Source organism: Sphingomonas crocodyli (genome assembly GCF_004005865.1).
GTDB lineage: Bacteria > Pseudomonadota > Alphaproteobacteria > Sphingomonadales > Sphingomonadaceae > Rhizorhabdus > Rhizorhabdus crocodyli.
In genome coordinates this window covers 701,573-723,136 of the sequence record NZ_SACN01000001.1, presented here as the reverse complement: position 1 = coordinate 723,136, position 21,564 = coordinate 701,573, and the positions used below count along the sequence as shown (strand labels likewise).

Annotated in this window: 18 protein-coding genes; 5 read left to right on the top strand and 13 right to left on the bottom strand. The window is 59.1% G+C overall.

The annotated features are described in order from the left end of the window. Positions 1-224: 224 nt before the first annotated feature. Positions 225-851: a TetR/AcrR family transcriptional regulator gene (locus tag EOD43_RS03510; protein WP_127741135.1), complete on the bottom strand. Its 627-nt coding sequence runs from the start codon at positions 849-851 to the stop codon at positions 225-227. Between the two features lie 77 nt (positions 852-928). On the opposite strand from EOD43_RS03510, the gene EOD43_RS03505 reads away from it, so the two are divergent. Continuing rightward, positions 929-1,843, top strand: a complete 915-nt coding sequence (locus EOD43_RS03505) for an SDR family oxidoreductase (RefSeq protein ID WP_240653063.1) — start codon at positions 929-931, stop codon at positions 1,841-1,843. Positions 1,844-1,865: 22 nt separating this feature from the next. Beyond that, a complete protein-coding gene (locus EOD43_RS03500) occupies positions 1,866-2,237 on the top strand; it encodes a hypothetical protein (protein ID WP_127741133.1) in 372 nt (123 codons plus the stop codon). A gap of 330 nt (positions 2,238-2,567) precedes the next feature. Here EOD43_RS03500 and EOD43_RS03495 read toward each other — a convergent pair whose 3' ends face one another. The 9 genes from EOD43_RS03495 to EOD43_RS23520 all read right to left on the bottom strand — a co-directional run bounded on the left by EOD43_RS03495 (position 2,568) and on the right by EOD43_RS23520 (position 14,980). Further along, positions 2,568-2,780 carry a hypothetical protein gene (locus EOD43_RS03495; protein ID WP_164857071.1) on the bottom strand — a complete coding sequence of 71 codons (213 nt, stop codon included), beginning with the start codon at positions 2,778-2,780 and terminating at the stop codon, positions 2,568-2,570. A gap of 165 nt (positions 2,781-2,945) precedes the next feature. Beyond that, complete coding sequence (locus EOD43_RS03490; RefSeq protein WP_127741129.1) at positions 2,946-3,728, bottom strand: aspartate/glutamate racemase family protein; 783 nt, start codon at positions 3,726-3,728, stop codon at positions 2,946-2,948. 56 nt (positions 3,729-3,784) lie between these two features. Continuing rightward, entirely contained in the window at positions 3,785-4,876 is a 1,092-nt protein-coding gene (locus tag EOD43_RS03485; protein WP_127741127.1) for a DUF917 domain-containing protein, read from the bottom strand. A gap of 39 nt (positions 4,877-4,915) precedes the next feature. Further along, positions 4,916-5,785, bottom strand: a complete 870-nt coding sequence (locus tag EOD43_RS03480; protein ID WP_127741125.1) for an aspartate/glutamate racemase family protein — start codon at positions 5,783-5,785, stop codon at positions 4,916-4,918. 51 nt (positions 5,786-5,836) lie between these two features. Beyond that, positions 5,837-7,135, bottom strand: a complete 1,299-nt coding sequence (locus EOD43_RS03475; protein ID WP_127741123.1) for a cytosine permease — start codon at positions 7,133-7,135, stop codon at positions 5,837-5,839. A gap of 95 nt (positions 7,136-7,230) precedes the next feature. Next, positions 7,231-9,372 carry a TonB-dependent receptor gene (locus tag EOD43_RS03470; RefSeq protein WP_127741121.1) on the bottom strand — a complete coding sequence of 714 codons (2,142 nt, stop codon included), beginning with the start codon at positions 9,370-9,372 and terminating at the stop codon, positions 7,231-7,233. Between the two features lie 65 nt (positions 9,373-9,437). Continuing rightward, positions 9,438-11,030, bottom strand: a complete 1,593-nt coding sequence (locus tag EOD43_RS03465) for a hydantoinase/oxoprolinase N-terminal domain-containing protein (RefSeq protein ID WP_127741119.1) — start codon at positions 11,028-11,030, stop codon at positions 9,438-9,440. A gap of 265 nt (positions 11,031-11,295) precedes the next feature. Then, positions 11,296-14,061: a helix-turn-helix transcriptional regulator gene (locus tag EOD43_RS03460; RefSeq protein ID WP_127741117.1), complete on the bottom strand. Its 2,766-nt coding sequence runs from the start codon at positions 14,059-14,061 to the stop codon at positions 11,296-11,298. 751 nt (positions 14,062-14,812) lie between these two features. Further along, the gene (locus EOD43_RS23520; protein WP_164857070.1) at positions 14,813-14,980 is read right to left on the bottom strand and encodes a hypothetical protein; all 168 of its coding nucleotides are present in this window, start codon (positions 14,978-14,980) and stop codon (positions 14,813-14,815) included. 340 nt (positions 14,981-15,320) lie between these two features. Between EOD43_RS23520 and EOD43_RS03450 the strand changes: the two genes are divergently transcribed. The 3 genes from EOD43_RS03450 to EOD43_RS03440 all read left to right on the top strand — a co-directional run bounded on the left by EOD43_RS03450 (position 15,321) and on the right by EOD43_RS03440 (position 18,900). Beyond that, a complete protein-coding gene (locus EOD43_RS03450; RefSeq protein ID WP_127741115.1) occupies positions 15,321-16,241 on the top strand; it encodes a M14 family metallopeptidase in 921 nt (306 codons plus the stop codon). 779 nt (positions 16,242-17,020) lie between these two features. Beyond that, a complete protein-coding gene (locus EOD43_RS03445) occupies positions 17,021-17,293 on the top strand; it encodes a hypothetical protein (protein ID WP_127741113.1) in 273 nt (90 codons plus the stop codon). Between the two features lie 23 nt (positions 17,294-17,316). After that, entirely contained in the window at positions 17,317-18,900 is a 1,584-nt protein-coding gene (locus tag EOD43_RS03440; protein ID WP_164857069.1) for a hypothetical protein, read from the top strand. 33 nt (positions 18,901-18,933) lie between these two features. On the opposite strand, the gene EOD43_RS03435 is transcribed toward EOD43_RS03440, so the two are convergent. Genes EOD43_RS03435 through EOD43_RS03425 form a run of 3 tightly spaced genes read right to left on the bottom strand, consistent with a single transcriptional unit; the run spans position 18,934 to position 21,528 of the window. Further along, positions 18,934-19,488, bottom strand: coding sequence for a peptidylprolyl isomerase (locus EOD43_RS03435; RefSeq protein WP_127741109.1), 555 nt, complete (start codon positions 19,486-19,488; stop codon positions 18,934-18,936). Then, positions 19,488-20,912 (bottom strand): spinster family MFS transporter, encoded by a 1,425-nt coding sequence (locus tag EOD43_RS03430; protein WP_206363484.1) that lies wholly within the window; start codon positions 20,910-20,912, stop codon positions 19,488-19,490. The genes EOD43_RS03435 and EOD43_RS03430 overlap by 1 nt, the downstream gene beginning before the upstream one ends. Continuing rightward, entirely contained in the window at positions 20,905-21,528 is a 624-nt protein-coding gene (locus EOD43_RS03425) for a helix-turn-helix domain-containing protein (RefSeq protein WP_127741107.1), read from the bottom strand. Before EOD43_RS03425 ends, EOD43_RS03430 begins: the two co-directional genes overlap by 8 nt. Positions 21,529-21,564 lie beyond the last annotated feature (36 nt).

Here is a 21,564-nt window from a genome sequence, read left to right as displayed (position 1 = left end):
CCTTATGACCGCTTTCGGGAAATAGTTCTGGGCTTCCGAACGACCGAGTTTAGGGCGCTTTGCCGCTAGAAGGCTCCCCAACTCATAGTCGACCGCTCCGGCTGCAAACGACAAGCTCTTCAAAGATGGCTCTATGGACCGCAGGCAGGTTGGAGCGGAATGACGCCGAGGCCATCGAGCTATCGTCTCGCAAGCTATGACGCTTCAGGAAAGCTCGCGCGCAATTAAGCTGTTCGACCGTTAGTCCCCGCCTCTAACAGCTCGTCGCTCAGCGCATCGAACGCGGTTTCCATAAGCTCGATCAGCGTGCGCCGTTCGCCTTCGACGCCAAGCGCCTCCGTGGCGAGGCGGATCGCGCCAATCGCGAGCATGGCGATAAGCCGAAGCGCCATCTCACGCGCGGGGTTGGGCCATCGCTCCCGCAGCGCGTCGAACAGCGTGCGTTCATGCTCGACATAGCTCGCTTGTTTGCGCGCCTGCACGGCCGGACTTGACCGCATAAGCCGGTCGATCGCGACCATGTCGTCGGCGGGCACCTCGACGCAGGCCGCGATCACCGCGGTGCGGATGGCGTCGATCGGCGAGACGCGATCGCCCGCTCGCCGGACCCGAACCGCTATCATCTCGCCCATGCCCTGCTGGAGGGAAAGGAGGATGTCGTCCTTCGACTTGAAGTAGTGAAAGAAGGTGCGGCGCGAGATGCCCGCCTTCGCCGCGATCTCATCCAACGTCGTCGCGTCGATGCCCTTGTCTATGAACAGGCTGATGCCAGCATCGGTGATCTTTCGCAGCGTCTCCTGCCGCTTCCGCTCGCGAAGTCCTGGCGACGGCGCGGCAACCTTCTCAATCATTTCTCGTCACTTCACGCTTGATTATTGCACTGAGTGCAAGTTAATATCTGCACCCAGTGCAAATAGCAGGATTGGTGATGATGCGGAAGTGGACAACCAGCCACATGCCTAGTCAGGCCGGGCGAGCGGCGGTGGTGACCGGTACGGGCGGACTCGGCTTCGAGGTGGCGCTGGCGCTGAGCCGTGCCGGCGCCGAGGTTGTGATCGCCGGCCGCGATCCGCGCAAAGGTGCGGAGGCGGTTTCCCGCATCGAATCGTGCGTGCCGGCCGCGAAGGCTCGCTTCGAGGTACTGGACCTCGCCTCGCTCAACTCGATCGCGCTCTTCATCGAGCGACTGCGGGCCGACCGGCAGCGGGTCGACCTGCTCGTCAACAATGCGGGCGTGATGGTGCCGCCCAAGCGCCGCGAGACGGAGGACGGGTTCGAGTTGCAGTTCGGCACCAATCATCTCGGGCATTTTGCTCTCACCGGGCAGTTGATGCCGTTGCTGCGCGCGTCGACCGGTGCCCGCGTGGTGTCCGTGTCGAGCGTCGCGGCGCGATCGGGATCGGTCGACTGGAACGAGTGGAACGCGAGTGCCGGCTATACGGCAATGCCGGTCTATGCCCGATCCAAGATCGCGTGTCTTATGTTCGCCTTCGAGCTTGAGCGGCGCAGCGTGGCGGCGGGCTGGAACATCACCAGCATCGCCGCACATCCAGGGGTCTCACGCACCGAGCTCCTTCACAAAGGGCCGGGACGTGGCAGCGTGCAGAGCCGCGTGCGGTCGCTGCTGCCGTTCCTCTTCCAGCCCGCGGCGCAGGGTGCGCTTCCGTTGCTATTTGCAGCGGCGGCGCCCGAGGCGCGCGCGGGGGGCTATTACGGCCCCGACCGGCTTGGCGAGACGCGCGGCTACCCTGCGGAGGCCCAGATCCCCCCACAAGCGCTGGACCGCGCGGCTGGCGAGCGCCTGTGGGCATTGTCGGAAAACGCGACGGGTGTGCGGTTCTAACCGGTCTAGCAAGGAGCCAATCATGACCAAGTATCTGACCCTTGCCGCATTCGGTTGGCTGACGCTCACCGGCACGCTGCATTTCGCGGTCGATGTCGTGAGCCACCACCTGCGCGGCAAGCACGTGCCGGGGCCGCAGACCACGCTTTACTACGGACTACACTCCGCCTTCGCGCTCGGGCAGGTACTGTTTGGGATGATGTGCCTATGGACGGTGCGGCGACACCCCGACATGTTGCGCGACCCGGCCATTGTGATGTTTTCGGTGGCAGGTGCCGGTGCGTGGCTCGCGCTAACCGTGCTCGTGATGGACTATTGGGAGCCAAAGCTGAACGCGGGCATCTTCGCCGTGTTGCTGGCCGTCGCGATCGCGGCGGAGCACGTACGGGCCTGATCGCGACCGAACTCGCCGGTGGCGTCGCAATGCTGGCAGGCCAGGAGGCAACGGCAAGCCGTCCCGACGTGACCGCAATCCTGCGGGCGCAAGGACGCAGCGTATTTTCTCCGCGACCGAGCAGTCGTCCGAGGTTGATTGCCCGGCGCTATAATCGAACGGCGGATTTCAGGAACGCACCCGATCTCGCGGAACGGCCGATTACAAGGCGCAAAGCAGCTGGATCGCGCAATCAGATCGGATGCCTCCGATCAGAGCCCACGCTCGAAGCGATAACGGGAATGAAAGTTGTGAAGGGGCCCGCTGGCAAGGCGCCCTAGAAGCCGCCGATCAGATACCGCCAGGCGTCTCATTAAGGAAATGATCGACTGGAGCATCCCAGAAGATCGACAACGCGATAGCCATGTCGAGGTCGAGGGGCCGGCTTCCACAGATCACTGCTGTCCAACGCTCAACCGGTATTTTGGTGAGATGTGCAAACTCTCCCATCGTCGGCCAGCCAAGGGCGGGAGCGAACCAGTCCGATCGACGCAGCAGCTTCATTTCATGCAACGTACTGCGATGGTGTTGAAGCTCCGTGGGTTCCGCAATGAATTGGGACCGATCGTGTTTGGTCACGTTGATTGCACCGCCAAGACGCCAGAGACTCTACAGCCTCCCAAGGAGACGCTCCTACGCGCCGCCTCTCCCATCACTTTCGTCGCTTGATCACCTGGCGCTGACACCGGGTATTGGGCTCCCGTCTTTGAACGGATAACCCGTGCGCGGCCGAATGGGCGGGGCTGGGTAAGCCTTCTTGCTATGCGAAAGCCCAAGGTCGAGTAGGCTGGCTGCGTAGGCAACCGTCGTTCGGATGGGATTGATCACGGGGATGGACAGTCCGTGCTGCTCCAGCGCTTGTCCGACAATAACCTCGCACCCAAAAAACGCCGTGCACCCTATCAACAAAACATCGGCGCGATCATTCTGGGCCGCGATCAGCGATTCCTCGATGATCCGCTCATGCAGCCTATGTTGCCCTGTCGGCCCAGTAACCTCGACAACGTCGAGATCGACCGCGCGCACCGACGCCAGGTGATCGAGAACACCATAAGTTGCGGCAGCGCGTTCGATCCGGGCGCGATTGCGGTTCTTGATACCGATATAGCTAAATCGATGTCCTAGCATGGTCGCGACATGCATGCAGGTTTCACGCGGGCCGAAGACAGGAATGTCCAAAAGCTCACGCGCGGCTCGCAATCCGGGGTCACTCATACAATCGATCACGACTGCATCGACCCCTTCGTCCCGCGCCTCCTGCGCCCGAGCGACGATATAAGGTGCCGCTAAAGCTTCGTCATATTCGCATTCCACGGACGGCGGACCAAAGGCGATGCCGGTCCGCGATATTTCGAGTTCGCCAGGGTGCTGTAGGGATTCCAGATCCACCATTCGCTCAGAAACATCCTGGGTGACAGGAGTTATCAGGCGGATTCTTTTGAGCTTCGGCATTGGCGATCACCTCGTTCCAAAGTCGATCATGCTGGGCGATTTCGCCACAGGACGTGTCAGAAGTTCTCGATGGGCACGTATTCTTCGTCGATGCCGAAGGCGGCCGGGCCAAACAGCCGGAGAGCCTGCGGCGTTCGCAACTGATCGGGCGCGCTCATGGCGACAACTTTGACACGCTGGCCATATTTCAAGGACTGCGTCGGAATGGGTTCGCCCGTCTCACGGTCGATGATGCAAATGAGATCAGGTACCATCGCCACGAGCCTGCCGCCGATGCGCGCCGCCAGATTTTCGTTCTGGAAAATGACGGTGCAGTCGAGTTCGGAGCGAGATAGATCCGTGAGATGGCAGGTGCCGACCGAAAACCCTCGAGTGGTCTCGCGCACCAAATCTACGATCTTGCCGTCAAAGAGCACTCTCGCATTCTTATAAAGCCCGCCCTTGTTCAGGCATTCTACGAGGCTCTGGGAAACGTCCTTCCCGGCGCGGCCTTCACGGATGGCCACCCCGATTTCATAGGCCGCGGTCAGCGTGCTTCGCACGGCGCTCTGCTTTGCCTGGCGCCCCGACATCGGAAAGCAGCCGACAAAGACGCGCAAGCCCATGCTGATTGCGAGAGCCCGGGTCATCGCCTCGGCCTTTTTGTCGCTGTCGGCGGAGACGATCGCGAAATTGCCATGCTCGTCGACCACGGACAATGGAGTGGCCCGGATACCGTTGGCGCTGAACGTATTCATCTGCAGCTCGGGAAACGCCCGCCCCATACCGTCTGCATTGATGAGCGGAAGTCCCCGCATGGCCGCCAGCAAAATCGGGATCATCGAATTGCTGCCACCGATTTCGGCAGGCATGATCGCGGAGGCCTTGACGCCGAGATGATGTTCGAGCGTCGCCAGCGCCAACTCCACCTCGCCACCGCCGATCAGCTTTTCGATCTGAACCGTCGGCGCTCCGAAACCCGCAATCGACATGACAACGGCATCGTCTGCCAAATCCTCGACGTCGATCACGTCGGGTGCACCATATTGGGCGATCGCCTCACGCGCGATCAGATGGCCGATATAGGGATCACCGCCTCCGCCTGTGCCCAAAAATGCTGCGCCTCGCGCGAGATCCGCGAGAATTTCCGTTCTAATCTGAAACGTCATTATTGATGAACCTTGTGGACTATATTTTGCGCAGCACGATCAATGCTGATGGTAGCGGGTCGGCATAAGGTAGCCGCTGCGCGCTTTGATCGGCGGCGGCGGATATGTCGCGAGGCTGTGAGTGAGGCCGACATCAAGGAGGCTGCGAGCCATGCCAATTGCCGAGGGCAAAGGATCGATGATCGGAATGCCGCTCTGGCCGTGCTGCTCGAGAAATTGGGTGATATACTCTGACGCGCCGAAGAAGGCCGTGCAGCCGAGCACGATCAGGTCGGCTGCGTCCTGTTCCACCGCCGCCAAACATTCCCGCGCCAGCATGTCGTAGATGACATGGGCGTCATGACCCGAGTGCACGCCTGAAATCTCAATAGCGCGAATTGAGCAACATTGTCCGGCAACACCATAAGTCGTCATATGATGATCAAGGATGGGTCGCAGGCGATCAGCGATCGTCACAATGCTGAAGCGGTGCCCTAAGGTCGCCGCGATGTGCAACGCAGCTTCGCCAGCACCGATTACGGGAATGCGCACAGCTTCGCGTGCCGCATGCAGTGCAGGATCACCGACGCAGTCGATGATTACGGCGCTGCAACCCTCGTCCTCGGCCTCCATCGCTGCCCCGATGATATAAGGGGTGGAGAGAAGATCATCGAACTCGCTCTCAATCGATGATGCTCCGTAGCGGAGCCGGGTTTGGCTCAATCGAACTCGATCCAGATCCAGCACGTCATCAATTGTGTCGGCGGTCAGGTCTCCTGCCGCGATGAGCGCATCGATATTGTCTTCTGTGACCCGAACTCCTGCAATCACCGATTCCGGTTTGATGCTGCAAAAGATCCGCTTCAGCGGGAGCAGCTTGTGCGACATGTCTGTCGTATGGACTGTCAGGAGGCGAATATGGTGGGCCATGATAGCTCCGCTAAAGATACTTGAGAGTTGAACATCCCATCGTGGCGCGGCTCACGTCGCCAGACGGCTGCGCCCCTGGGTGCAAAAATGCAGAGCAGCATAAAGTGCTGCTGCAACGATGATTGAGTCGCATGACGGAATGCTGGTCAGGGTCAGGACAGAATTGCTGCTGCTCAATCCCGCGATCGCGATGCCCCCACCCCATGCACAGAAGGCCGGAATGCCGATCTTCGGATTGCTTGCCAGCACAGCGATGTCGAGCCTCCGGCCGCGCAGCTGATAGTCCGTCACATAAATGCCGGCGATCGGCGGAATGGTGATGCCCAGAACAAGCAGGAACGGGACGAAATGCTGCGTAAGCCCGAGAGTTGCGCTCGCTATCCCCAGTGCACCGACGCCCAGTACGACAAAGCGGAAGCGAAACCGCGGTAGCAATGTCGAGAAGAATAACGACGACGAATAGAGATTGGCCACATTGGTGGTCCACGCTTTGAACACGAGAAATGCGAGCGTGATTCCACCAAGCCCAAGCGCCAGCATGAGCACCATGATGTTACGCTCTCCCGTCGCGACGCTTGCGACTGCCACCATGACAAACATCAAAGGCAGGCACAGCCCGTAGGTGAAAACGGCAGCGCCGCGGCCGTGATTGGCCGAACGCGCAAAGCGCGCAATGTCAGGGAAGATAATGGTTCCAACCGAGGCGCCCCCCACCACGGCCGATATGCTGACGCCAATCGACGTTTGCCCGGTGCCGCGATAGGCGAGCAGAGTTGCCAGCGAATGGTCACGTATCGCGAGCCAGGTTATGACGAGGAGCAGGATAAGCAGTAATGGGACTGCTAAATCGGCCAGGCGCGATATCGCTTTGAAGCCAAACATCGTGGTGCCGACCATGAGCAGCCCGCCGATCACGGTGCCCACCTTCTCAGGAATGTGAATCGTGAGAATGCTCGTGGCCATCTGAGCGAGCGTGCTGCCGAAAATCTCTGCAGTCACAGCGAACCACCCAATGAGCGTGATACCGAGAATGAGATTGATGACGCGAGCGCCTACGCGCCCGAACGGAAATTGGGTGATGACCGATGTTGCCAGATGCGTTTGTGCAGCAACCGTGGCCGTCAGCATTGCAATGATCGCCAGGATCGCAGCGCCACCGAAGAAGGCGATCATGCCATTCCGAAGGCCCATGCTGTGGCCGATCTGAGCGCCGATTAGAAAACCCGGAAGCGCTAGCACGACTCCGATCTTGATCAGCGCGATCGTCCACCAGCTGATGCGATTGTTGATAGGAACTGGCGCATTGGTGAATTCGGTCGATGACAGTGCGAGGTCTGGCACATGGCCCATAATGGTGATCCTAAAGCACGACCCTCGCGGCCGTCAGCAACTCGGGTTTCTGTGAGCAGCCATCCCCTCGCGATGAGAAGATGGCTGCCACGCAGTTAGAAATTATAGCTAGCTTCGACGCCGTAGCTCCTAGGCGAGTTCGGTGTCCGCAAGCGGTTACCGGTTTCTGAGACACGGGTTGCGCGCCGCGTGTCGGTCAGATTTTTGCCCCACAGCGCCAGCGTCCAATTGGCTGTGCGCAGTGCGATCCGACCATTGACGTAATCGCCCGTCCTGGTCTTCAGCGTGTTCTGGAGGTCAAAGTAGAAGCCCCCCTGACGGCGGAAGTCCCCGTTGAACACCAGGTCCATGTCGTCCGAGATCGGCGCGGTGTAGTTTGCGCCCAGATTGAACGTGAAGTTCGAGACCAACGGCGAATGGTTGCCGACCGCGCCGGACACGTCGCCAAGCGCCGGATCGAGCGCCGCCACTTCGCGAACATCAGTATCGGACAGACCCAGCGCAGCGGTAATGCTCAGCTGCCGCGTCGGACGCGCCTGCACTTCAAGTTCGAATCCGTTGATGTTGGTCTTGGGAATGTTGACCGCACCGCGACGGAAAGCCGTGGGCGTCGCGATCACGAAAGACAGCTGCTGGTTGCGGTAATCGATATAGAATGCGCTGGCATTCACGAACAACATGTTGTCGAGAAAGCTGCCTTTGAAACCAAGCTCGTAATTTCGACTGGTTTCGTTCTTGAATTGGGTCGTCTGCGTGAATCCACCCGAGCGAAACCCGGTCGAGTAGGTAGCATAGGTCATGAACCCATCTGCCCACTTGTACGACAATTGAGCCTTGGGCTGGAGCGAATGAAATTTCGCCTTGGCGAGGGTGTTCACGGTGGCAAGCGTGTTCTGATTATTCTGGCGATCTTCGTCGTAGCGAAGACCGACCAGCGCAGTGAGCTTCTCCGTCAGGTCGTAGGTCGCCTGCCCGAATAGCGCCCAAGCATGCCGGTTAGTGACGTTGTTCTGGTTGAGCACCGAACCACTCGGCACGCCGCCCTGGGGGCGGGTCACATTTTCGGCGCCAACGATCAGACGCTGGCGATCCTGGCGATCTTGATAAAAGCCGCCGGCGATCCACTGAAACGGCGCCTTACCGTTCGACGTCAGGCGGATCTCCTGATTGAACACGTCAGAATCGAAGCGCAGGTCCTGCGCAACTACCGCAGCGGGAGTGTAATCGCCGTCACCAAAGTCGTGCTGACGCACTTCAGCATAGCCGGTGATCGACGCCAGGCTGACCGGGCCAAAATCATAGTCGATTTTAAGCGAACCATCCCGGAATATCGTCTTTTCGGTACCCACCAGATCGCCGCGGAAACCGGGATTTTTCACATCGTCGATCAACGACGCATTGATTTGCCCAGCCGCGTTAAGCGGCACGATATCTAAGAAGCAGCAAGACCCGTCACCATCGGTGTAAGAGCCGCGCAGGCTGACTTTGAGCGCGTCGCCGCGATATTCGAGCTGACCACGAACGTTGGCCTGCTTGTCAGGATTAATCCGGTCGCCAGGCTTGTAGACCTGATAGGCCGGCACCGCGCGGCCATCGGCGGCGCTGCGGATCAGACCGTCAGTGTGGCGATAGAAGCCCGAGACGCGGGCGTAGAGCGCGTCTTTAACGAGCGGAGCGGAAACGGCACCGGCGATGCGGTAGGAATTGGCATTCCCGTAGGTGCCTTTGATCATGCCTTCGAGCTCGTCGCCCGGCGCCTTGGTCGTGACGACAATAGCACCGGCAATTGCACCCTGACCGTAGAGAGTACCCTGCGGACCACGAAGGACTTCGATCTGCTGGATATCCATCAGATCCTGGTTGATGAAATCGTTCGATCCCAGCTGCACACCGTCAACGATGAAGGCGACCGGCGGCAACGCGCCCTGTGCGCTCGAAATACCGCGCATCGTGAGGAAGGTTTCGTTGCTGCGGAAAGTCTCGCGCACGATGAGATTGGGCGTCAGGTCAACGAATCCGCGAAGATTCGTGATATTAGCATTCTCGATCTTGTCTGCGGTGAACACCGTGACCTGCTCAGGCACCTTTTGCAGGTTTTCCGAACGCTTGCGGGCCGTGACGATGATTTCGCCAGCGGTGGCATCCTGCGCCCAGGCAGCGCTAGGCAAGAGAAGTGGCACGGCACCCGCCGCAAGCATGGTTCGCGTCAGCAACCGTCGAATGCTTTTCCTTGTCATATTCAAATCCCCCTTTTGATACTTCCCTGCTGATTTTTTCAATATTTGGTGGGTCGTTCCGGCACCTATGGCCGCGCGGCTTGTAGGTCGGCGGTCAGACGCAATCGGCCGGCGGCATTGACGCGCAGCCTCACAGCGCCGCCCGGCACGTAGGCGAGCGGCACTTCATCAATGTCGAGGATCTCAACGCTGTCAGGATCGGCGCCCGCCGCGATCGCGGACTTTACCGCGTCCTGCTTGGCCAGAGCGATTGCTGCATCGCGGCCCGTGACAGCGTAGGAATATACGCCTTCGGATTCGCCACCGATCTGTGCGATCGACGCTCCGACGGCATTGGCTACCGCCGCGTGATCTGGAACGATCAACCGCGATATGCCCGCTAGCTCTTGCGACACGAGGATCGAACCCCCGCCGACGAGTACGAGTGGCACTGGCTCAGCGCTCGTTTTCATGCGGTCGATGCCCTCGGCAATCCGACCGTGCATGAGCGCCACTGCATCGCGCACGACATCAGCGGAAAGACCCACCACGCGTGACCGGTCGCCTATGTCAGCATAGCCCGCGGCGACTGCGATGTCGGTCGCTGTCAGCGTGTCGCCGCCGAATATCAGCGCCTTTTCCGTGATCCGGTACCCCACAGACTGGGGACCGATTTGCAGCGGCTCTTTGCCATCTGCTCGGATTATGCTGCCGCCACCCAGAGCAAGTGCCAAGATGTCGGGCATGCGGAAATTGGTCCGGACACCGCCAATGTCGGACGTCATCGAGGATTCGCGAGGAAAGCCTCCGGTCAGAACGCCGAGATCGGTGGTCGTTCCCCCAATATCAGCGACGAGGGCGTCCTGTTCGCCAGACAGGTAGACCGCGCCACGCATGCTGTTCGTAGGGCCCGAGGCGAAGGTTAGAACGGGATATTTTTCGACATGCGCGGCACTCATCAGCGTGCCGTCATTCTGGCTAATATAGAATGGTGCGTTGATCTTGAGCTTGATCAGCGCATCGCGAAAAGCCTGAACCACGCGCTTAGCGAGGTCCGCCAGGCTTGCGTTCATGATCGCAGCATTTTCGCGCTCAAGCAGCCCGAGACGGCCGATCTTGTGCGACAATGTCACGGCCGCATCGGGTATCTCGTTCCTGACGATCTCTTCGGCTCGCAGCTCCATGTCGCCATTGACGGGCGAGAACATCGAAGTGATGGCGACCGAGCGCAGTCCCGCAGCCTTGAAATTGCGCGCAGCATTAGCGATCGCGCGCTCATCAAGGGCGCTGTTCGACGTTCCGTCATATTGGTAGCCGCCTGGCACCATCGCCACATGGCCGCCGACGGCGGCTTTGATGTCCGCAGGCCAGTCGAGTAGTGGCGGCAAACCCTTAGTGGCCGGCAGCGCAGTGCGGATGATCCCGACCCGTTGGAGATGGGTCCGTTCGACGAAGGCATTGGTGAACTGCGTCGTGCCGATCATGACGCATTGCACTGCCGAGACATCTTCCCCGGCCTGTGCAAGAATAGTCTCGATAGCGCGAATAATGCCGTCACTGACATTATACGATGTCGCCGCCTTATAAGTAGCCCTTACGACGCGCCTTTGCATAAGAACAGCGTCAGTATTGGTGCCACCAACATCTATTCCGATCCGAAGGCCGGATTGCCAATTCATAAAAAAATTTGCCCCGCACGAGATTCATGACCAGATTGCTGGTCACACCATCAAGTATCGGAGTGTTTCAGCTTATGAAGTTGCCGACAATTGGTGTCGCCGAGTGGGGGAGCTAGTTTTGATGGGTGAGGCGACTAGCGGATGTCTTTGACCGCGCCCCACTCGTATGAGTGGGGAATCCGCACCAAGCGCAGGACTGACGTCGGCGATGCCCTCCGCCACACGACACCTGCCGTGCGCTGTTGGTTCGATATCGTGAGCGAGCTTATAGCGCCTTTCGTTGCGCTTCTCTGACGGCTTCGGTCCGTGAGGTGACCTGAAATTTCCTGAAGATGCTCTTCAGATGGTATTTGACCGTATTCTCAGTGAGGCTGAGGTTTCGTGCGATGACCTTATCCTGATAGCCCTCTTTGAGCTGCTGTAGGACGTCAAGCTCACGGACGGTCAGCTTACCCGCGTTGGACGATGGCATACCCTCAAGCTCTTTGAGCAAGGCTTTCCCATAGACCATGCTCGCTTTGTAGGCCTTCTTCGCCGGAGCGTGCGCAACAAAGTCTTGGAGGAGATCGGCAAGCAAGCCATGTTCCTCGTGGAAGATGCGAACATAGCCGGTCTCGCGACAATGTTCGAGAATGTCTGCCAGTAGCGCAAAGGCAGCCGATGGTTCGTCAAGCTGCTGCAGGGCGCGCGCTTGAAGCGCCCCAATCCGAATGTAAGAGCGGATATTCTTAGATCGAAGGAAATGGCTCGTAGCGTCCGCGAGCTCGTTTCTTACCGCCTGCGCCTCGCCCGCGCGCAATGCAAAAGCGGCGCGCGCGAGGTAGATGATTTCCTGTTCCCGCCAGGTCGTGGCGTCCTCCGACGCTTTTCGTTTGTCCAGGCACAGCTCTCCCAGCGCTTCGAAATGCCCTCTCGCTCGATCCATTAAGTCGGCACGCGCAAGGAACAGCAGATCGGCAGCGTGCAAGAAGATTGAAAGCCCAGAAACACCGCGATTCTCGGCATCCTGCCGAACCTTCGATACAATTTCGAGTGCCCCCTCAACGCCCTTATCATCAAAGGTGAGTGAGGCTGCTGTCAGGCAGGCGGCTGCATAGATTTCCATCCAAGCTTCAGTCGTGTTTAGTCGACCAAGCACGTTTGCCATATGGCGGCGCGCTACCGTCAGCTGATTACGCTCATAATGATGCTCGGCCAGCAGCGGATCGATCAGCAGGGACTTGCTGCGATCGGATGCGAAATATTGCAGCACAACCGCTCTCGCGTCGAGATAATGCCCAGTCGCTTCCGGTCTGCCTTGCGCGAAGGCAATTACCCCAAGGTGCAGATGGAGGAAGATGACGCCATGCCATACCCGCTCATGGCTGTAATGCTGCAGTGCCTCGCGCGCATAAACATGCGCCGTGTCAAAGCGACCTCGCTGGTGATGTGAGAGCGCGAGGAACGTCTTGACGTGGCCAGCATAGAACTCGCTTTCCCGATAGACCTCCCCCACCAGCCGCTCATAATTTTCAAGATAGACGTCCGTCGCCGCTCGGCAGTCATTCACCAACAGAGTGGATTCGACCATCAGGCCATCGCGCTTCAAAGCCGCCGGATCTACGCCTGGCCGGTCATGGGCGAAGTTGTCGCTCTTTTCTCGAGTACGCTGGAACAGCACTCGCGCATCAGCAACCCGGCCTTCTTTCGCGAGTACGAGAGCCCGCAGGAGCGCCAGACGCGGACAACGATCGAGCAGCTCTTGGGAGAGCATGTGGCTTATCGACTTGGTGATTGTAAGGCCGTGGCGTAGCCAGATCTGAACCCCGCCTGCACTCTCGATTACCTGTGCCTCAAGCTCCAAATCGCCCGATTGGTCGGCCTGCCGGATCGCCGGCAAAAGTCGGTCGGTTCTCGCATAAAGCCATGTGGCTTTCTCGTGCAGCTCCTGCTTGCGGGCAGGCGCCCGCTCCGCAAGATTTCGCAAAAGATACTCCTTCACGATGGGGTGAAGGCGATAGGTGCGGTCACGATCCTCATGCGGCAGCAAAAAGGGTCGAAGTGGTTCGCAAGTCACGACCGCTTGCCAGTCGATGTCGTCACCGCAGACATCACGCAGATCTTCTTCGGAGAAATGCTGCAAGACCGCAGCCTCCATCAGCAGCGTGTGCACCGACGGAGGGAAAGAGCCCACAATCTGGTCTGAAACATACTCGACGATGTCATCCGTCAGCCCCGACATCGCGGCGATATCGCCAGCGCGGCGCGGGTCTTGCTGGATCCAGCTACGCAGCAATTGAAGTGCAACGGGCCAACCTTGCGTCAACTCTTCAACTTGCAGGATTTCAGCCCTGCTCAGCTGGCCTCGGAATACTTCCTCGATCTCAGGGAGGGTGAAGCGCAACTGCGCCGGCCCTACTTTTTGCAGCCGGCCTTGTGCCGCCAGCTGCGGCGCGCCGAAGCGCACGTGGCCCCGCGCGGCTATCATCAAGTGGAAATTGTCGGGCGCCAGACGGATCAGCGGAGCTATGACTGCCTCGACCACGGCTTCATCGAGAGCTTCGAAATCATCGAGCACGAGGAAGATTTCAGTCGCGGTCTCGGCGACGATATTGAGCAACATCCCAAGCACGGCCTTTGGCTGCTGGTGAGGCAGCGCTTCGACTAATTGCGTGAGAGCATCGGTGGTCGGGAGACCGCCCTTGCTAAGGGCAAATATGATATAAGACAGCAGAATCGATGGATTATTGTCATCTTCATCGAGGAACAGCCAACCAATGATATTGTGCTGAGCTATGAGCCGGTCTCGCCATTGGCTGAGCAAAGTGCTTTTGCCGTAGCCGCCCGGCGCCTCTAGCAGCGTGACGGTTTTCGAGGCTGAAGCCGTCTGCAAGATACCCAAACCTTGCCTCGATATGAGGAAGGTTGGCTGACTGACTGGCGCGGTCTTTGATGCGATGAGCCAACTGGCAAATGTCAGCGGATTCGACGCACTGGTCCGCACCTCGTTGGCTGAAGAAGCTAATCCATTCTCGTTTAGGCTGTTATCCAAATCTACGCCTCAACCTTCGAGTGCTGATCGGCTTTTGTTGAAAGAGATCGGTTGATTGAGAGTGTAGTGGACGCCGAAACGCTCGACAACGGGCTGAGACATAAGCTCGTTTGGATCTTTGCACTCCTGGGCTCGGCGCGATCATGGGCGCCGAACAGGTGGTGTGCCTCGATGAGATAGAAGCCTACGGTTCGGGCGGATCGCAAGGGCTCTCGCAATCTCTTTGTCGGAGTATCCGCGTTCGACACGAAGACGCAGACACGCGGCCGAGGGCGTTGTTACGGTGAACGCGGCACCGGTCTGGCAGCCCTGACCATTCGCTTCGCAGCCTCGAAGGCGAAGAACCTTTATGCGTGATGTGGCCGGTACTTTCAGCGACCGGCCACACTCATTGAGCGAGATGTTTCGGCATACTCAGTCGAGATCGAAACGGACACCTTGAGCGAGCGGCAATACGCGCCTGTAATTAACGGCATTTGTTTGCCGACGCATATAGGCCTTCCAGCTATCGGTGCCGCTTTCCCGGCCACCGCCTGTCTCCTTTCGCCACCGAAGGCGCCTCCGATCTCGGCACCGAACGTACCCATATTCACGTTCGCGATGCCGCAGTGCGAACCCTCGGCAGATAGGAACCGCTCGACCTCGCGCATCCCGCCGCTCAAATAGATCGCACTGCTTGAGCTATGCGGGATTGCCGCGTTGGGCCTTCCGGTGGTGCTTCGAACGCCAAGATTGAGTGGCCTACTCTTCGTCATAAGACGTCGTGAAACATCAGATAGGCCGCTCCGAAGAATGCGGCCACCGCTACGGGAAGAATGACGAAGGCCGAATAATAGGACCACCACTCCAGCACGCGCGCTACATGTCGGTTCGACACCAGCCTGGCTTTGAGGCTGTCCTCATTATGCGTGTACGACATTGCACATGCCCTCCATCCCGAGCGCTAACGCCCATCCCCTAAGCCCGTCACTCCACATGCGTCGTTCTTCCGCATGTCGCTAGGGGGCTAACAAGATAGCTTAGCGGGTCTCGCGCCACATCCCGCGACCATTCACCGGTAGGCGCGTTGCCGAGTTATCGGCCAGCGTAAAGCGCGGCTTGTCGCGTCGACGTATCGATCAGGTCGACAGGGGTTCATTCGGGCACCTATGCGAGCAGATGGTGTGATAACGCCCGTCGAGCAAAGTGCGTATGGCGTGACGTAGCTTAGCAGCCTCACAAGCTGCCACGGCAGCCCACAACGCAGCGTTGAGATGGTTATGACTGACAGTATCCCCTATCCCATTGGCACGGCCGGCCAGCCCTGGGGCGCATCTGAGCGGGACCAATGGCGCGCGCGCCAAACCCGCCAGCGCCGCTATGACCAAGATGTTGTTCCGCGCATCGACGCGCTCGCCGCCCGTTACGACAAGGTCACTTATGGCCAGCTCGATTACGCTGGTGAGGCCTATGATCTGCTTGCGCTACGCAATCGTCACTTCGATCCGACGCTCCCCACCGCGCTCATTACGGGGGGCGTGCACGGCTATGAGACGAGCGGCGTGATGGGAGCTCTGGCTTTCCTCGAGCGCGAAGCTGCCGCTTATGCGGAGCGGATCAATCTGCTGGTGGCGCCCTGCGTTAGCCCTTGGGCCTATGAGAGGATCCATCGCTGGAACTATGATGCGATCGACCCCAACCGGAATTTTCGGATCGACGGACCGGCGCGTGAAGCGGTTGCGCTGATGGAGCTCGTCCAATCGACTGGGGGCTCCTTCCTCGTCCATGTCGACCTCCATGAGACGACCGACAGCGATGAGAGCGAGTTTCGGCCAGCGCTCGCCGCGCGCGATGGCAAAGCTTATGAGCCGGGTGAGATCCCCGACGGTTTCTACATCGTCGACGACAGCGAAAACCCCCAGCCGGCGTTTAGTCAGGCGGTCATCGCCGCCGTCGAACGTGTTACCCATATTGCGCCGGCTGATGCACAGGGAGAGATCATTGGTTCACCGGTCGTGGCACCCGGTGTGATCGAATATTCTCTAGCCAAGCTTGGCTTATGCGCTTCGATCACTGGAGCGCGCTATACGACAACGACCGAAGTCTATCCCGACAGCCCGCGTACCACGCCATCCGAGTGTGTCGATGCACAGGTTGCTGCCGTCTGCGCCGCACTCGATTACGCGCTAGAGCACGGCTGATGGAACTCGCGAACAGACGCCCGTTCCTGCGCCTTCATAGCTGATATGGCCACCAAAGGCTGCCGGCCAACCTGTAAGAGTTGATCGATATTGCGGACGACAGTCGCAGGTAACGTCGCCATCGACCTCTTTCGACTGCGCGCCGTACTCGATGGGTTGTTTGGGAACGTGCACGGCAATCGGGATGCCGGCGCTCGTTGCACGCGAATACGGTGGCCGATCTGAGGACATTCTCCGGAACATCGACTGCTGCACATGATGTGGATGAAAGCTTCGGGTGAATGCGCTCTGGATGCGCGGTACTTGCAAGCAAGTCGTTTTCCATTTTTCGGCGAGCGATCCTGAGATCGCTGCGCGACCTAACCTTTTTTAGCGCGTTAACTTCTGAGAGATCTAATAAGATTAGCGTCCAACTTGATCAGCGCGATTTATCGCGAAGGTCGTGAAGGGGCGCCTCGTCAAGCATTCGTAGTAACCAAAAGAATTTTCGATGCATTTTTCGGTTGCAATGCTTCGCAACATTGATTCTACTCCACTTCAGAAAGGGGATACTAAATGTGGTATGGCGTATCGCGATCACGCCACATATTGTGCCCCTCTAGCACTCTCGGTGTCAGTGCCTATCTTCCCCGTGCGGCCGGCTTGTCTTCGGCCGCCCGGGAACCGGGCACGGCATGTCTGGTTTCTGCGTGATTGAACTTGTTTTTTGCTCAGTCCCCGTTAAGGGGACCGGCGCGCCAGGACCGATCGTGCGCGCACGATCGGTAGGATAGGAACGGATGGCACTGTTGAACCTTTTGGGCTTCGTCGTCTCGGGCTCCGTCGCGGTTCTAATCGTGGCGGTGTTGCGGCGCGTCTGGCGCGAAGGGCCGGGTGAGATCCGTCGCCTGCGTCGTCTCGACTATGGCGTGCGCGCCATGATCGATGGCGACGTCGCAGCTGGCGACAAGGGACCCAATATTGAGGTCCAGGCGGGCGCCGCGATTCTTAATCGCGCTGGCCGTGCCTACAAGGTCCGCGAGACGCATGCGATAACCGAAGAGGTCGCTTGATCCGGCCCTGACAGTAACGCCTCGTGAGCATGTTCGATTTCCCGGCGAGCGGTGACCCTCCTTGGGCACACATGCCACATTCTTATGCCGGGTGGGTGCCGACTATCTCAGGCCACCTGTCCTTCAGCCTGATTGGATCGCGTGAACTCGGCCTCGACGGCTGCCGGTCATTTAATCGCCAAACCAGTGACGGGGCTCGGCGCGTGGTTGCGGTGCTTCAGCGCCGCGCGGCGCAAGACAGCATCATCACGCGCCGGATCCTCAAATATTTCCGGCCGGAGATCGAGCAGGACTTCCTCCTGATCGGATGCAGCGGCCAAGCCATCACGCCTTACTTCCGGGGCGACACGCTCAAATCCTCGACCGATGGACAGGGCGTGCTTGCAGGTCTCCTCGTTGTCATCCCTCACGACGCTGAGAAGAACAATGAGAACGCCCGCAACAAGCTTCTCGACGATATTCGGGCGGTTCTTGACGATGAGACGCACGCGGCCGAGTCAGTTCCCGACAGGCTCGTTAACCTCCTCGATCAAGCTAAGATCGCCACCCACACTGTCGGCTCGTACCGGATGTCGTTCGCGCTCTTCAGGACAGGCGAATTCCGTCTTTGGTTCGACATGCCACAATTTCTGCAGAGCAACGTTTACGCCCAAGCGGTCGAGCAAGGGATCATGGAGGCGGAAACTGCGCGCATCCTACCGTCGCAAAGCTATTTCTTCGTCAAGGACGTTGCCCACCTCCATTATCATCACGAACCTCATTCGGACCAGCTGCTCCCGCTTGTCCAGCTAAAGGCGCCGAGCAGCTTAACGTCGGTCGATACCAATGAGCACGATTGGCGCCGCGATACGCTTTGGGGACTCGCACGGGTTGTTGCCCAGTTCCGCCGACAGGGGCGGATTAACGATTACAAAAAGGCGCTCGGTATCCTCGCTTATGCCGATGCGTTCCAATCAACCCTAGCCCGCGTCCGCCGCCAGCCAAAGTTGGAGACCGGGTTTGACGAGAAGACCAACCTGTCGACCTACGACTTCGCGCATCTGCGCGCGTCGGTTGAGGCGATGGAAGGTCTCGCCGAATGGCGGCGGTCGGGTGGCCTCCAAGCATATGCGATCCTAGCGGGTGTTTTCTTCTCCGGCGCGACCTTGTGGACGGCGGCTGTGCAAATCCGCCCAATCATCTGCCCAGTCGCGGGAACCGATGCGCCAACAGGCCAGCGCATGTGCTTGCCTTATGCAAATGACAGTGCGGTAGACCTGTCTTTGTGGGTTGCGCAGCATCCAGGTCTCTTTGTCAGCTCGGTGTTCTTCTTGGGCGTGACACTATTCACGCTGATCTTCTGGGATCCGGCGCTTATCCCGGGCCGCAAGCTCTTCCTTTCACTGCTGTCGCGGATCACCAAAGCGATCGGTGTCAGCGTAGCCCGCCGGGTCCAGAAGTCCGCCCGGCGCGGTGCGGATTATGCTGGTTGGATCGCAGCACTTGCGACGCTCAGCGCCGGCCTCGCCGGCAGCGCGACCTTCGCCTTGTGGACGCTCGGCGCGCTCCCGACTGTTCGAGATTGGATACTCGGCGGCCTTTCTTGGGTTTGGCACCTAGTCGTCTGAGCTCCGCTTGCGCGAGCGCGACCATTGATACGGCTAATTTGGGAACGGCACTCCGTCATCCGCCACTGCCGCCGACAATATTGGCACAGGCTTCCTAATGAACGCATCCGACTCTGCGCGCGCCCAGATCGACCGGACGATATCCATGCCTCGCACGACGCGACCGAAAGCTGCGAAGCCTTCACCATCCGGATTACGAGGCCCGCCATGATCGAGGACGGGCTGGTCACCAACACAGATGAAGAATGCGCCAGCCGCTGTCCCGGGAGCATATCTCGCCATCGAAATGGTACCGTCCCGATGCCGAAGGCCTGTCTTCCACGTGGGCTCGTGGATGATCGGCGGCAAAGGCGCCTTTACGGTTTCCCGAAAGCCACCCTGAACGACATCGATAGGAACAGCGCGACCACCTTGGTTGCAGGGCGCCACGATCCGGTAGAATTCCGTCCCATCGAGAAGTCCCGATTCCACATAGGTTAGGAAGTTCGCAGCGGTGACGGGCGCTGCGGCGAGATTAACGGCAACTCTGATGGACCCTACTGCAGTTACGATTTCAACCTGGCGGATTTCGTCGATGGTCATCGACATCAATCGCCCTCCCGCTTCCAACGGTCAGCGAGCTTAAGGCTCTCAACATACGGACGGATGCCGACGAGCAAAACGATGGTCGCGATCACTGCGGCAGCACCGCCCACGATCGCCATCGAGTGACCAAGGGCCTTTTCATCCTTGAACACGTAATCCGTCACCAACGCGACCAGCAGCGGGCCGCAACCGATGCCGAGCAGGTTGTTGAAGAACTGATACATAGCCGAGACCTGCCCTCGCATTTGGTTCGGGGTGATCTGCTGGAGGGCCGAAACTGCGAGACCAAAAGGGATGCCGCCGAAGAACAGCGCCGGCGCCATGAGCCCCAGCATAAGACGGCTGTCGGTGACGATGGGCATCAGCACGGTGGGAACGATTGCGAGCGCAGAGCCTACGGCCGCCACGATGAAGCAGGCGCCTCGAAAACCACGCTTCTGGAGATTATCTGAGATCCAACCTCCGGCAACGACCCCAAAGCCGCCAAAAATGCCGATCATGAGACCGTAGACAGCGCCGGCTTCGCCGACGCTCCATCCGTGCACGCGGATCAGAAATGTCGGTGTCCAAAGGGCCATGCCGTTGATCAGGAGGCACAGAAGGCCAAAGCCCAAGAAATGGGCGGAATATGTCTTCCAATGTAGCCTGAGATAGCCGCCGAGTTCTGAAACGGGGACGGACTTAACGGCCGCCCCGTCAAGGCGCAGCGTTCCTCGCCGGCGAGGCTCACGGACGGTCCAAATTAACGGCGCTAGGATAAGGCCTGGCAGACCAACGGCGAGAAACGCGATGCGCCAGCCCTCGAGCGGACCGGCCAACGGCACGTCCCAAAAGGGCGCACTCTCGAGCACCGCGACGAGCCCGCCGCCGATCAGATATGCGAGCGACATGCCAAGGTAGCTTCCCAGCACATAAACGCTGAGAGCTCGCGATCGCTTATCGGGCGCGAAATAGTCCGTGATGATTGAATAAGCCGCAGGCGACAGCGCTGCTTCACCTACGCCGACACCGACGCGCGCAAGGAAAAGCTGCCAAAAGGATCTGGCAAACCCCGAAATTGCGGTCATCACGCTCCACACGAGAATCCCGATGGAGACGATACCGATACGGTGATGGCGGTCGGTAAGGCGGCCGAAAGGCAATCCGAGAAATGTGTAGAAAAGCGCGAAGGCAAAGCCGTGCAGCAAGCTCACCTCGGTGTCGCTAATCTGCAGGTCTTGCCGGATCGGACCGACGAGCAGGGTCAGCACGGTGCGATCGATATAAGAAAAGATATAGAGCCCAGTGAGCATCGCCACGGCGAACCAAGCCCGCCCTGCGGATGGATAGCTCACAGGATCGCTGCGGATCGGATCGGCGTTGAGCGCGTGATGGGATGAAGGGTTTTCCGGTTTTGGCGCCGGATGCCGCACCACCGCCTCATCCATTGGTCGGGAACAGAACGACCGAGCCGACCCAAAGCAATTTCGCTTCTTCGGCACTTGGATTGTTCAGCATGAGAGCGCTCGTCAGTTGATAGTGCATGCTATCCCCTTCCGAGAGACTGAAAGACGCTCCACGATATTCTCCCGAGATGCGTCCGTTCAGGACGTATAGGAAGCCTTCGCCGAGATGGCCTTCGCCGATATTCGCAGATGACGACACATATCCTGGCTGCAGAATGAATATGAACGGCTCAATCTTCTGTTCAGGAAAAGAATTACTCAGACGGATATATGTCGTTGGCGAATCAACATCGATATATTCTGGATCACGCGCGCGACGGATCAGCTTCTCTTCCTGCGTCGCTTCGACAAAATAGTTCACATTAACGCCGAGCGCTTCGGAAATCTGTAGAAGCGATATGATCGATGGCGCCGTCTTCCCGCGCTCAACTTGAGATATGAACGCGACGGACAGGCCTGAGCGCTCCGCCAAATCCTTGAGCGTGAGCTTGAGCTCCTTCCTCCTGACGCGAACAGCCGGCCCGATGTTGATTCGGTCCTTCCGGCGCGGCCCGCGACCGGGCTCTGAGGCCGATTCTTTCTTCCCTGCAGCGTCCATTCCGGCCCTCTTTTGCCTTCTATAGCATAATTTCTA

Bases quoted from the DNA above. Each gene is read 5' to 3' on its own strand.
- EOD43_RS03510 (WP_127741135.1), bottom strand. From the start codon at position 851: ATGATTGAGAAGGTTGCCGCGCCGTCGCCAGGACTTCGCGAGCGGAAG.
- EOD43_RS03505 (WP_240653063.1), top strand. From the start codon at position 929: ATGATGCGGAAGTGGACAACCAGCCACATGCCTAGTCAGGCCGGGCGA.
- EOD43_RS03500 (WP_127741133.1), top strand. From the start codon at position 1,866: ATGACCAAGTATCTGACCCTTGCCGCATTCGGTTGGCTGACGCTCACC.
- EOD43_RS03495 (WP_164857071.1), bottom strand. From the start codon at position 2,780: ATGAAGCTGCTGCGTCGATCGGACTGGTTCGCTCCCGCCCTTGGCTGG.
- EOD43_RS03490 (WP_127741129.1), bottom strand. From the start codon at position 3,728: ATGCCGAAGCTCAAAAGAATCCGCCTGATAACTCCTGTCACCCAGGAT.
- EOD43_RS03485 (WP_127741127.1), bottom strand. From the start codon at position 4,876: ATGACGTTTCAGATTAGAACGGAAATTCTCGCGGATCTCGCGCGAGGC.
- EOD43_RS03480 (WP_127741125.1), bottom strand. From the start codon at position 5,785: ATGGCCCACCATATTCGCCTCCTGACAGTCCATACGACAGACATGTCG.
- EOD43_RS03475 (WP_127741123.1), bottom strand. From the start codon at position 7,135: ATGGGCCATGTGCCAGACCTCGCACTGTCATCGACCGAATTCACCAAT.
- EOD43_RS03470 (WP_127741121.1), bottom strand. From the start codon at position 9,372: ATGACAAGGAAAAGCATTCGACGGTTGCTGACGCGAACCATGCTTGCG.
- EOD43_RS03465 (WP_127741119.1), bottom strand. From the start codon at position 11,030: ATGAATTGGCAATCCGGCCTTCGGATCGGAATAGATGTTGGTGGCACC.
- EOD43_RS23520 (WP_164857070.1), bottom strand. From the start codon at position 14,980: ATGTCGTACACGCATAATGAGGACAGCCTCAAAGCCAGGCTGGTGTCG.
- EOD43_RS03450 (WP_127741115.1), top strand. From the start codon at position 15,321: ATGACTGACAGTATCCCCTATCCCATTGGCACGGCCGGCCAGCCCTGG.
- EOD43_RS03445 (WP_127741113.1), top strand. From the start codon at position 17,021: ATGGCACTGTTGAACCTTTTGGGCTTCGTCGTCTCGGGCTCCGTCGCG.
- EOD43_RS03435 (WP_127741109.1), bottom strand. From the start codon at position 19,488: ATGTCGATGACCATCGACGAAATCCGCCAGGTTGAAATCGTAACTGCA.
- EOD43_RS03430 (WP_206363484.1), bottom strand. From the start codon at position 20,912: ATGGATGAGGCGGTGGTGCGGCATCCGGCGCCAAAACCGGAAAACCCT.
- EOD43_RS03425 (WP_127741107.1), bottom strand. From the start codon at position 21,528: ATGGACGCTGCAGGGAAGAAAGAATCGGCCTCAGAGCCCGGTCGCGGG.